This is a genomic window from Sediminibacterium soli, assembly GCF_009939225.1.
Classification (GTDB): domain Bacteria; phylum Bacteroidota; class Bacteroidia; order Chitinophagales; family Chitinophagaceae; genus Sediminibacterium; species Sediminibacterium soli.
Genome location: NZ_JAACJR010000003.1, coordinates 502,695 through 514,711 on the forward strand (window position 1 = coordinate 502,695; position 12,017 = coordinate 514,711).

Here is a 12,017-nt window from a genome sequence, read left to right on the forward strand (position 1 = left end):
CGGGGTAAGGGCATCTGCCCCGTCTGTAAACCCGCCCGTTTCTTCCCTTTTCTGCCCGGGGATTGCCGGCCGGGAACCGCCTGTCTTACCTAACTGGCAGCCTTCTGCCCCCAACTCATTATTTTTGCTGCCCAAACAGCAAGCAATTATGACGATCAGTTACCACTGGTTACACGAATACCTGCCGGAGACGATAGAACCGGAAAAACTATCGCGCATACTTACCTCGATCGGATTGGAAGTGGAAAGCCTGGAGAAATTTGAAAGCATCAGGGGCGGACTGGCCGGACTGGTCATCGGCGAAGTGCTTTCCTGCGAGCCGCATCCCAACGCGGATAAGCTGAAGCTGACCAGGGTGGATGTTGGCGCAGCCGAACCCCTGCAGATCGTTTGCGGAGCGGCCAATGTAGCTGCCGGACAGAAAGTGGTGGTGGCACAGATCGGAACAACCATTTATCCCCTGAACGGCGATCCGCTGACCATGGAAAAAAGAAAGATCCGTGGCGAAGAGAGCCAGGGAATGATCTGCGCCGAAGACGAGATAGGATTGGGTGCCGACCATGCCGGCATACTGGTATTGCCGGCCCGGGCAGTAACAGGCGCCCCGGCTTCGGATTATTTTGACACCTATTCCGACTGGGTTTACGAGATCGGACTTACGCCCAACCGCATGGATGCCATGAGTCATTACGGTGTGGCACGCGATGTCTGCGCCTGGCTCAGCCATCACCAGGGAGAAGCCAGACCCAGATCGCCTTTTACCAATGCGTTTAAAACAGACGATACCTCAGCCACCATACAGGTTACCGTAGAAAATACCGAAGCCTGCCCCAGGTACAGCGGTGTCAGTCTCTCGGGATTAACGGTTGCCGAATCGCCGCAATGGCTCCGAAACAGGCTGCAGGCCATTGGCCAGCGCCCTATCAACAACATCGTTGATATCACCAATTATATCCTTCACGAAACCGGCCAGCCGCTGCACGCCTTCGATGCGGGCCAGACAGGCAACGCCGTGATCGTAAAGAACCTTCCCGAGGGCACACCCTTTGTTACACTCGATGAAAAAGAGCGGAAACTCAGCGCCGAAGACCTGATGATCTGCAACAGCAAAGGCGAAGGCATGTGCCTCGGCGGCGTTTTTGGCGGGGCCAGGAGCGGCGTTAGCAATACAACCACGCAGATTTTTTTGGAAAGCGCCTGTTTTAATCCCGTTACCATCCGCAAAACATCGCTGCGGCATGGACTGCGGACCGATGCAGCCACGCGGTTCGAAAAAGGAGTGGATATTTCCCAAACGGTGAATGTGCTGAAAAGAGCCGCACTGCTGATCAAAGAAGTTGCCGGCGGTACCATCTCGGGCGAGATCGTGGATTATTACCCCGATCCCAAACCCAAAAAAGAAGTGGTGCTTAAAAACCATTACCTGAAAAAGTTAAGCGGCAAGAACTACCATCCCGATAAGGTAAAAAGGATACTGACCGCGCTGGGTTTTGAAATCATCAAGGAAGGCCAGGACGATCTGCATATCGCCGTTCCCTACAGCAAGCCGGATATTTCCATCCAGGCGGATATCGTGGAGGAAGTGCTGCGTATAGACGGACTGGACAATATCGAGATACCTTCGAGTATTACCATCAGTCCCGCAGTGGAACAGCTGGGCTTTACCGAAGCCCTGAAGAATAAGATTGCGGACTACCTCGTAGGACAGGGTTTCACAGAAATCCTCACCAACTCCATCACCAACAGCAAATACTTCAGCGAGGCGGTACTGGACAGGTCGGTGAAAATGATCAACAACCTCAGCGCCGATCTCGATGTGCTTCGCCCTTCGATGGTAGAAACCGGGCTGGAAGCGATCGCCTATAATATCAACCGCAGGAACCAGCATCTCCGGCTCTTTGAATTTGGCAAGATATACCTGAGCGAGGCGGTTGGCAAGTATTCGGAACAGGAGAGATTGTGCATATACCTTACCGGTCTTGACCACGAAGACGGCTGGCAGGAAAAAGGACAGAAGCAGGACCTGTACCGGATAAAAGGCATCGCAGAAGCCCTGTTTGCGCTTTGCGGACTGGCTTCCGTAACATTTGAAAAAACGGAGGATCCTGGATTGGTCCTGTCGATCAGCCACAACAAAAAACTGGTTGGGGTACTGACGGAAACGGGTAAGAAAAAACTGCAGGATTTTGATATCAAACAGCCGGTATTTATCCTGGATATCGATTTTGCCCTGCTGGCATCGCTGGTTAAAAAGCACCGTATTACCTATGCGGAAGTGAACAGGTTCCCCGTTATGCAACGCGACCTGGCGATGGTGGTCAGCCAGACCGTCAGCTACGATGCCATCGAGAATGCGGTCAGAAAGACCAAGCTGGGCAAGCTCACCGGCATGCGCTTATTCGATGTGTTTGAAAGCGACAAACTGGGTGCGGGCAAAAAATCCATGGCCATCAGCTTCACTTTTTCCGACGAGGAAAAAACCCTTACCGATAAGGAGGTGGACGGTATGATCGCAAAATTGGTGCAGTCGTTTGAAAAAGAACTCGGGGCTGAAATCAGGAAATAAAGGATGCAGGGATCGGGGCAGGAACCGCCGGTGGTTGACTACCGCTGGCAGCTCAACCGTCCGCCAGTCCTGAATCCGCTGAATCGGAATCCGCTAATGCTTATCTTTATCCCGCATGATCGATCTCTCCGAGCAGATAAAAAACATCCAGAACAAACTGCAGCTGCTGCTGAAGCAGCAGGCTGTTTTGCAGAAGGAGAACCAGCGGCTGAAAAACGATCTGCAGGAGGCGGTGTTCGACAATATGAAGAAGACCGAGGCATTGCATACCATACAGCAGCAGGTTGACGTGCTGAAAATGGGTTCTTCAACGCTGTTATCCGATGCCGAAAAGAATACCCTGAACAAACGTATCGACGGCTACCTGAAAGAAATAGACCAGTGCCTGGCGCTGCTGAATACCTGATACCATGACCGATCTCATACCCGTAAATATCGTTATCGCAGACCGCACCTATCGCCTCAAGATAGAAGCAAAGGATGAGGAGATGGTGCGCAAAACGGCGAACCTGATCAATGAAAAGGTCACCGAATTCCGTACCCAGTTTGCCGGCAAGGATACGCAGGACTATGTATCGATGGTACTGCTCTGGTTTGCCACCGACCAGACCCATAGCGGGCTCGATATGGTAAAATGGGAAGAAGCCTCCGAAAAACTCAGCTCCCTCGAAAAACTGCTCGACAAAGCGTTGGGGTAAGGATTTCTGCATTAACGGATTGGTGGATTATGGGTTGGCGGATTAGCGGATTCCGGATGCACGGATTGTTTTGTTAACCCATAATCCACCAATCCATAATCCACCAATCCATAATCCACCAATCCATAATCCACTAATCCATAATCCATAATCCGCCATTCCAATTGCCTTATATTAATTATCTTCGCTGACTATCCATTTACTTATTATGAGAAAATGAGATGTGAAAAGCATATGATTCAGAACTCTTTTAAACCTTGCCAACAACATGGACCAAAACGTCTTATACATTATAATCGGTGCGGCTGCGCTTGTAATAGGGCTTATAGCGGGTAAATTCGTTTTTGCCAAGAACACCCGTAAACAGGTCGAAGAAGCCGAAACACAGGCACAGACCATCATCAAAGAGGCCGGGCTCAGGGCCGAAACGATCAAGAAGGAAAAACAGCTGGAAGCCAAAGAGCGTTTTGTACAGCTGAAAGCAGAGCACGAAAAGGAAGTGCTCGAGCGCAACCGTAAAATCGGTGAGTCTGAGAACAAGGCCAAACAGAAGGAAATCTCCATCAACCAGAAGGAAGCATCTCTTGACAAACAGATCAAGGAGAACGATGTGATCAAGGAGAACCTGAACCGCCAGATCGAGGTGGTGAACCAGAAACGCACCGAACTGGAGAAACACCAGGAAGAACATATCCGCCGCCTCGAGAAAATTGCCGGTCTGAGTGCCGAAGAAGCCAGGTCACAGCTGGTGGAAAGCCTGAAACAGGAAGCGCAGACCCAGGCGCTTACCATACAGCAGGAGATCATCGAAGACGCAAAAGCCAAGGCCAACAAGGAAGCGCGCAAGATCGTTATCCAGTCTATCCAGCGCACCGCGGCCGAAGTGACCATTGAAAATACCGTAACGGTTTTCAACCTCGAGACAGACGAGATCAAAGGCCAGATCATCGGCCGCGAAGGACGCAATATCCGCGCCATAGAAGCCGCAACCGGGGTTGACCTGATCGTGGACGACACGCCCGAAGCCATTGTGCTTTCCTCATTCGATCCCCTGCGCCGCGAAGTGGCGCGTTTGAGCCTGCAGCGGCTGGTGTCAGACGGACGTATACACCCTGCCCGTATCGAAGAAGTGGTGGAAAAAACACGCCGCCAGCTCGAAGAGCAGGTGCTTGAGATAGGGGAGCGCACCATTATTGAAATGGGTATTCATGGCCTGCACAAGGAACTGGTGCGCATGGTGGGTAAAATGCGTTTCCGTTCTTCTTACGGACAAAACCTGCTGATGCACAGCCGCGAAACCGCCAATCTCTGCGCCATCATGGCCGCCGAGCTGGGCATGAACCCCAAACTGGCCAAACGCGCGGGTCTGCTGCACGATATCGGCAAGGTGCCCGATGAAGAAACCGAACTTACACACGCATTGCTCGGTGCCAAACTTGCCGAGAAATACGGGGAGAACCCCGCTGTGGTAAACGCCATCGGCGCCCACCACGACGAAATGGAAATGCAATATGTGATCTCTCCCATCGTACAGGCATGCGATGCCATCAGCGGCGCCCGTCCCGGGGCACGAAGGGAGATCATGCAGCAATACCTGCAGCGTATCAAAGACCTTGAGAACCTGGCTATGGCCTATCCCGGCGTTGAAAAAGCCTATGCCATCCAGGCCGGCCGCGAACTGCGGGTGATCGTGGAAGCGGAAAAGGTAAGCGATGGCGACAGCGACAAACTCAGCTTCGAAATAGCCACCAAGATACAGACCGAAATGACCTATCCGGGACAGATCAAAGTAACCGTGATCAGGGAGAAAAGGGCGATCAACGTAGCGAGATAGGTGGCTGGTGTTTGCTGTCAGAAATGGGTGCCAGGTAACCGAAAAAGCCGCCCCCTGACAGCTAATTGCCAAAACCTGCAATTTTATTTGTTTTTTCCGCCGCCGGCTCCTACCTTTGCCGTCCGCAAAAATTAAAGTTATGAACGCAGCAGTTCAATTCGTACATGATCAGTTGACCACCCAGAAAAGCCATCCAGCTTTCAAAGCCGGTGATAATGTAACTGTTAACTATAAGATCATTGAAGGTGGCAAAGAGCGTATCCAGAGCTTCCGTGGAGATGTGATCAAAATGCAGGGTAATGGCGCTACCGCTTCTTTTACCGTGCGTAAGATCTCCGACGGTGTAGGTGTTGAACGTCTGTTCCCGATCCTTTCACCCAATATCGACTCTATCGTACTGAACAAAAGCGGTAAAGTTCGCCGTGCCAAACTCTACTACCTGCGCGAGCGCAGCGGTAAGAGCGCACGTATCAAGGAAAAACGTTTCTAAGAAATTCTTCCTAATAGGCAAAAGCGGAAAACGACATGTTTTCCGCTTTTTTTTACGTGAAACCTGAGACGTGAGTTATCGTGAGTTGGTGGGTAGAAGGCAGTTCCCGATCTATTCTGGCCAGCGGCCAAAATAGAGTTTCCGATCGATAGCTGAAATCTCCACTACTCACAACGACCGATATTCCCATTCCGAAAGCTCAGAAAGCGTCCAAAAAATCAACCCCATACCTCCTATCTCACGCCAACTCACGATAACTCACCTCGCCTCAGGCCTCACGTCCCACGCCCTCCCACAAATTTCCCGCCGACATTAACATTATTTAGTTGGCTGGTATTGGTTTTACCTTAACTTTGGTTCTCTTAAAACATCAGTTATGGGCAACTTAGGATTCCAGGAGATATTGCTGATTGCAGTAGTCGTGTTGGTATTGTTCGGTGGAAGAAAAATTCCAGAATTCATGCGCGGTCTTGGTAAAGGCATCCGCGAGTTCAACGATGCGAAAAGCAACGTGAAAAGAGAACTGGAAGAAGGCATGAAAGAAAAAGACCAGACACCTACCACGCAACCGTAATCATCTCTCTCGAAAAAAGCATTTTAGCCTTTGTTTCGCTTTAGCACAATCAAAGACTATCATAACGCATTACAGAACGGCCAAACCACCTGTGTGGAGGCCGTTCGTTTTTATGCGGATGCCATAGCGCAGAAACAGCACCTTAACTGCTACATCGATGTATACGTTGCAGAAGCGCTCGCCACCGCAGCGGCATTGGATCAAGGCAGAAAAGATGGCCTGCCGATGGGGCGCCTGCACGGTGTTGTTATCGGGTTAAAAGATGTGCTGTCACATAAAGCGCACCGCCTCTCCGCAGCATCCGCGATTCTGGAAAACTTCACCGCTATTTATGATGCCACTGTCGTGAAAAGACTGATCGATGAGGGAGCAATCATCATCGGCCGCCAGAACTGCGACGAATTTGCCATGGGCAGCAGCAATGAAAACTCTGCATTCGGTCCCGTAAAAAATGCGATCGATGAAACCAGGGTGCCCGGCGGTTCTTCGGGTGGTTCCGCGGTGGCGGTACAGGCAGGGCTTTGCATGGCGAGCCTGGGAAGCGATACCGGTGGCTCCGTTCGGCAGCCGGCCGATTTCTGCGGGATCATCGGGTTAAAGCCCACGTATGGACGTGTCTCGAGGTATGGACTGATCGCCTATGCTTCTTCTTTTGACCAGGTAGGTATTTTCGGAAACACAGTGGAGGATGTGGCACGCATGCTTTCGGTGATTTCCGGAGCCGATTCATTCGACAGCACGGTTTCGCAGTCGCCCGTGCCCGATTATTCCAGGGAGATCGCGGAAAAATCCGCCAGGCCGTATTCGATCGCCTATTTCAGGGAAACACTCGAGCATCCCGGTCTGGATCCGGCAATAAAGGCAGAAACCGAGGCGTTTATCAAAAAATTAACAGCATCCGGGCATTCTGTAAAAGCAATTGATTTTAAGCTGCTTGAATATATTGTTCCAACCTACTATATTCTTACCACGGCGGAAGCTTCCAGCAATCTTTCCCGTTTCGACGGGGTACGGTATGGGCACCGGTCAGCGCAAAAGGACCTGGACCTGACCGATCTCTACAAACTGAGCCGCAGCGAGGGTTTTGGCAGGGAGGTAAAGCGCCGTATCATGCTGGGCACTTTTGTACTCAGCGCCGGTTATTTTGACGCGTATTTTACTAAAGCCCAACAGGTTAGAAAGATATTAAGCGATCAGACAAAATCCATTTTCGCCTCGTTCGATATGATCATCTCACCCACGGTGCCGGCGCCGGCATTTGCTATCGGTCAAAAAAACGATGACCCTGTGGAAATGTTCCTGGCAGATATTTATACCGTATTTGCCAACCTGGTGGGTATACCCGGTATTTCGCTTCCCCTGTTCAAACACCCCAACGGCATGCCATTCGGCCTGCAGGTAATGGCTTCTCATTTTGATGAGGTATCTTTGCTGCGCTTTTCCAGGGACCTTATGGAGGTTGGCGGAAAAGCCTGACCGGGCCCGATACTTGCGGGTTCCGGCAAAACAACGCTCATGAAATGGTTTGGCCTCAATATCAATAACCCCGTTTCCATTGCCAGGCTTGGCCTGGTGGCTTTTGCCGCCCTGGCAGGAAGCATGGCTACCATGTCGTTTGTTCCCTCCACCAGCGCTTCGGTAAGCGATACCACGCTTGTTGACGATAAATCGGGTTTCAAAAGTCTTTTTACCACGAGTCGCTTCGACGCTTCCAAACCCTATACGGCACAGTTGAATCCCAGGGCGGTATCCTTTGTACAGGAATACATCCGCAAGCAGGGAAAAGAACTGGAGAAAATGCAGACCTGGGGTAAACCTTATTTTGATCTCTACGACAATATCCTGGCTATTTATGGCATTCCGCGCGAAATGAAATACCTCAGCGTGATCGAAAGTCACCTGCGTTCCGGACTGGTATCCTGGGCCGGCGCCGTGGGCCCCTGGCAACTGATGCCTTATGAAGCCAAACGCTTTGGCCTGCGCACCGGCGGGGCGGTTGACGAACGGACGGATTTCTACAAAAGCACCCATGTGGCCGCCAGGCTGATGAAGGAGCTGTACAGCGAATTTGGCGACTGGCTGCTGGTGGTGGCAGCGTATAACGGCGGCTCGGGCAGGGTAAGACAGGCGATCAGGAAAGCGGGCAGCCGCGAGTTCTGGGACCTGCAGTATTACCTGCCGGAGGAGACACGCAACCATGTCAAGAAATTTATCGGTACGCATTATATCATGGAGGGCAGCGGAGGCTGGACTACCATGACGGCCAGCGAAACAGAGCTGCAGAAAGCATCGATCGTAAACCAGGTGGCGCAGGTAGACGCGGCCGACCAGGAAAATACGGTGGTGGTGGAAGTCAGCGGCCGTTATAGCTCGGTAGTTATCTGCAACGGGCTGTTAATGGATGTGGCACAGTTCAACAAATGGAACCCGGGATTTGACAAAACCTTGTCGGAGGGGAAAAAATACTCCATGCGCCTGCAGAAAGACAAAGCCGCGGTTTTTGAGGCGCGTAAAGGCAATCTGCTGATGGAATCTGTTCGCATACTGCTCGAGGGCAGCACCGCTTCGCGGTAAGTGTCAGGTATTTTCCGGTATAAGCACTTTTCGGATCGCTTCCGCTTTCAATAAACATTCCTCGTATTCTTTTTCCGGATCGCTGTAGGCAGTAATACCGCCGCCCGCCCAATAACTGAGGTAGTGTGTTGCGGCATTGTAAAATACGCTCCTGATCACCACGTTAAAATCGAAGTCCTTTTCCGGGCTGATATAACCAACAGCTCCGGAATACAACCCGCGGTTGCTGCTTTCATACTGGTCTATCAGTTCCATCACCCGTTTTTTTGGAGCGCCGGTCATACTGCCCATGGGAAAACAGGCTTTGATGATATCGGTAAAACCGGTTCCCGCCTTTAACTCGCCGGTAATGGTGGAGATCATCTGGTGTACCTGCGGGAAACTGTAGATGCCAAACAGCTCTTCCACCTGCACGGAACCTTCGGTGCAGACCCGGCTCAGGTCGTTGCGAACAATATCCACCACCATTACGTTCTCGCTGCGGTCTTTTTCGCTTTGCAGCAACTGGTCGCGCAGAACGGCGTCTTTTCCCGGGTCTGTGGTATCCCTGCGGAAAGTTCCTTTGATGGGCTGCGATAAAATGCGGTTGCCCTCTTTACGGATAAATCTTTCCGGGCTGGCGCATAAAAGGTACCGTTCTCCGGATCTGTAAAAACAGGAAAAAGGATTGGGCGATATCGCCGTCAGCTGCGTATAGGCCTGCAGCGGATCGATCTGAGCCTGGTCCGAAAAGAATTCCTGGCAGAAATTGATCTCGTAACAGTCACCACGGTGTATATGCTGCAGCAGGCGCTGCACCCGGTCGAGGTACTGCGCTTTGCTGATGCGGGGCTGTATGGTGCCGGTATGGTTAACAGAAGTTACAGGAGAGGGCTGCTCCGTTATCTGCCTGAACAATTCGCCGGGATCATTGTCCAATGAAGCGATCATCAGGGTTCCGTTCTGCAAACGAAGCAGGGTTTGCGGCCGGAAAAAAGAAACCACCGGAAACTGTATGGCATCAGCATGGGTGCTGTGCAGCTGTTCTGTTTCGTTCTTGAGATCGTACCCGAGATGTCCGAAAAGCCAGTCGTTCTGCAACCGGGTAAAATCCGACAGTCGCGGCAGGATATCCGTATCGGCCGAGAAAACCTCCACCGCGCCCACGCCGGCAAGGCATTCGGCAGAATGGTAGCCGGAACTATACTGGTGGTTATCCAAAAAAGCACAAATGTTGAACCGGTTGGCCCAGTTCAACATTTGTGCTTTGCAGGTAGCCATATTCCCGACGGGAAAAAAAGCTGTGTTTCTTTTCACAATCTATTTGGGATATGATGATCAGAAATCATCGTCTTCTTCATCGTCGTAGCCGCTGTTCTTGTCGTTGAACAGATCGAATTCCTTGAAATCGTCGTCCAGTTTGAAATCGTCGTCGTCGCCGCCTTTTTTACCCGCAGCGCCGCCGCTTTTCTTGCCCTTGCTCTTCGGGATATCGAACTCATCAAAATCAGGATCCCAGTTATCTTCTTCTTCCGGTTTATCCCAGTCATCGTCCATCTCTTCCACATCGTCATCGTCGTCGTCATCCTCCTTCGATTTTTTGGCAGAGGGTTTCGCAGACGATTTTTTGGACGGATTTGCATCCATACCTTCCTCATCGTCTTCGATGTCATCGTCGTCGTCTTCCATCTGCTTCTTGCTTTTTGAAGATGGCTTTGCGTCCGTGTCTTTCGGCGCTGTTTTTTTCGGGGTGGATTTGGGATCCTTATCAGATTTCGCTGCCATAGTTCTAATAAGATTGTTGCGTAAAATTTCAACGCAAAATGATATTAACCAAAAAAATTTTTTACGTACAAATGAAGTGCCAGAGAAGATTGGTTTTTGGTCTTTGTTCTATAGTCTGTGGTTATATCCTGGATAACTGCAAACTGCAGACCAAAGGCCACCAACTGTTAAATGTGTACAATCTGTTCCCTGCCCGGCCCGTTGGAGACGTGTTTCACCGGGGCGCCGATATATTTATTGATGAAGTCGATATAGCTTGTCATGGTTGCGGGTAATTTTTTCGCATCCTTGATCGCGCTGGTATCCGTATTCCAACCTTTGAATGATTCCAGAACGGGGTCTATTTTCACTTTTGTCATCTGGAAAGGAACTTCCCTGGTTTCTTTTCCGTTGATCGAGTAGGCCGTGCAGACTTTCAGTTCTTCAAATGCGTCCAGTACATCCGCTTTGGTCATAATTACCTGGGTAACGCCATTGATCATACAGGCATAACGCAATGCCACCAGGTCAATCCATCCGCAACGGCGGGGGCGTCCGGTGGTTGCGCCGAATTCGTTGCCGACTTTCCTCAGTTCCTCACCCGTGGCGTCTTCGAGTTCGCTCGGGAAAGGTCCGCCGCCCACGCGGGTGCAGTAGGCTTTGGTAACGCCCATAACCTCGTTGATCTGTTTGGGCGATACACCCAACCCGGTGCAAACGCCTGCCGAGATGGTATTCGAGGAAGTTACAAACGGGAAAGTGCCGTAATCGATATCGAGCATACTGCCCTGCGCTCCTTCGGCAAGCACTTTTTTGCCTTCGGAAATTTTATTGTTTACAAAGTATTCGCCGTTCACAATATTCAGTGTGCGCAGGAACTCGAGGGCTTCGAAGAATTCTTCTTCCCATGCCGAGATGTCTTCTATGAAATGGAAATTATCGAGCAGTTTCTGGTGTTTCAGCCTGAGTTTGATGTACTGGGTGGTAAAGCTTTTATCCAACAGATCGCCAACACGCAGCGCGTTCCTGCCGGTCTTGTCCATGTATGCAGGGCCGATGCCTTTTAAAGTGGAGCCGATCTTGCTTTCGCCTTTGGCCAGTTCGGAAGCTTTGTCGAGTGCACGGTGCGTGGGAACGATGATATTGGTACGCTCCGAAATAAACAGGTTTTTTCTTACATCAATACCATGGGCGGCCACCGCGTCGCATTCGCGTTTAAGTGTAACCGGGTCAAGCACCACGCCGCCGCCGATCACGTTGATGGTATTCTGGTGAAAAATTCCGGAAGGGATCTGGTGCAGCACCATTTTCTTTCCTTCCACGTACAAAGTGTGCCCGGCATTGGGGCCACCCTGAAAACGGGCGATGATATCGTATTTAGGCGCAAAATAATCAACGATTTTTCCCTTGCCTTCGTCACCCCATTGTAAACCAAGAATTACATCAACCATAACTGTGTTTTGTAGGCGGCAAAAATAGGAGTTTGTGAGAAGAAACCGGAATTTTCGTAAAAGGGAATGCGGGGATGTCAGACGTGA

11 protein-coding genes are annotated in these 12,017 nt (G+C 51.0%); 8 read left to right on the top strand and 3 right to left on the bottom strand.

Annotation, left to right across the window (positions count from 1 at the left end; translation table 11 throughout):
• Positions 1-148: 148 nt before the first annotated feature.
• The 8 genes from pheT to GWC94_RS02315 all read left to right on the top strand — a co-directional run bounded on the left by pheT (position 149) and on the right by GWC94_RS02315 (position 8,736).
• Positions 149-2,566 (top strand): phenylalanine--tRNA ligase subunit beta, encoded by a 2,418-nt coding sequence (pheT, locus tag GWC94_RS02280; protein WP_161833374.1) that lies wholly within the window; start codon positions 149-151, stop codon positions 2,564-2,566.
• Between the two features lie 115 nt (positions 2,567-2,681).
• Positions 2,682-2,972: a hypothetical protein gene (locus GWC94_RS02285; protein WP_161833375.1), complete on the top strand. Its 291-nt coding sequence runs from the start codon at positions 2,682-2,684 to the stop codon at positions 2,970-2,972.
• Positions 2,973-2,976: 4 nt separating this feature from the next.
• Complete coding sequence (locus tag GWC94_RS02290) at positions 2,977-3,264, top strand: cell division protein ZapA (protein ID WP_161833376.1); 288 nt, start codon at positions 2,977-2,979, stop codon at positions 3,262-3,264.
• Between the two features lie 268 nt (positions 3,265-3,532).
• The gene (rny, locus tag GWC94_RS02295; protein WP_161833377.1) at positions 3,533-5,098 is read left to right on the top strand and encodes a ribonuclease Y; all 1,566 of its coding nucleotides are present in this window, start codon (positions 3,533-3,535) and stop codon (positions 5,096-5,098) included.
• A gap of 139 nt (positions 5,099-5,237) precedes the next feature.
• Complete coding sequence (rplS, locus tag GWC94_RS02300) at positions 5,238-5,588, top strand: 50S ribosomal protein L19 (protein WP_161833378.1); 351 nt, start codon at positions 5,238-5,240, stop codon at positions 5,586-5,588.
• Positions 5,589-5,964: 376 nt separating this feature from the next.
• Positions 5,965-6,162, top strand: coding sequence for a Sec-independent protein translocase subunit TatA/TatB (locus tag GWC94_RS02305; protein ID WP_161833379.1), 198 nt, complete (start codon positions 5,965-5,967; stop codon positions 6,160-6,162).
• Positions 6,163-6,192: 30 nt separating this feature from the next.
• On the top strand, positions 6,193-7,638 hold the full coding sequence (gatA, locus tag GWC94_RS02310) for an Asp-tRNA(Asn)/Glu-tRNA(Gln) amidotransferase subunit GatA (protein ID WP_161833380.1): 1,446 nt from the start codon (positions 6,193-6,195) through the stop codon (positions 7,636-7,638).
• 39 nt (positions 7,639-7,677) lie between these two features.
• Positions 7,678-8,736 carry a lytic transglycosylase domain-containing protein gene (locus tag GWC94_RS02315; protein ID WP_161833381.1) on the top strand — a complete coding sequence of 353 codons (1,059 nt, stop codon included), beginning with the start codon at positions 7,678-7,680 and terminating at the stop codon, positions 8,734-8,736.
• A gap of 3 nt (positions 8,737-8,739) precedes the next feature.
• On the opposite strand, the gene GWC94_RS02320 is transcribed toward GWC94_RS02315, so the two are convergent.
• From GWC94_RS02320 to GWC94_RS02330, 3 genes are all read right to left on the bottom strand, one after another.
• The gene (locus GWC94_RS02320; protein ID WP_235918426.1) at positions 8,740-9,936 is read right to left on the bottom strand and encodes an anthranilate synthase component I family protein; all 1,197 of its coding nucleotides are present in this window, start codon (positions 9,934-9,936) and stop codon (positions 8,740-8,742) included.
• Between the two features lie 117 nt (positions 9,937-10,053).
• A complete protein-coding gene (locus GWC94_RS02325) occupies positions 10,054-10,500 on the bottom strand; it encodes a hypothetical protein (protein WP_161833382.1) in 447 nt (148 codons plus the stop codon).
• Between the two features lie 167 nt (positions 10,501-10,667).
• The gene (locus tag GWC94_RS02330) at positions 10,668-11,930 is read right to left on the bottom strand and encodes an adenylosuccinate synthase (RefSeq protein WP_161833383.1); all 1,263 of its coding nucleotides are present in this window, start codon (positions 11,928-11,930) and stop codon (positions 10,668-10,670) included.
• Positions 11,931-12,017: the final 87 nt, after the last annotated feature.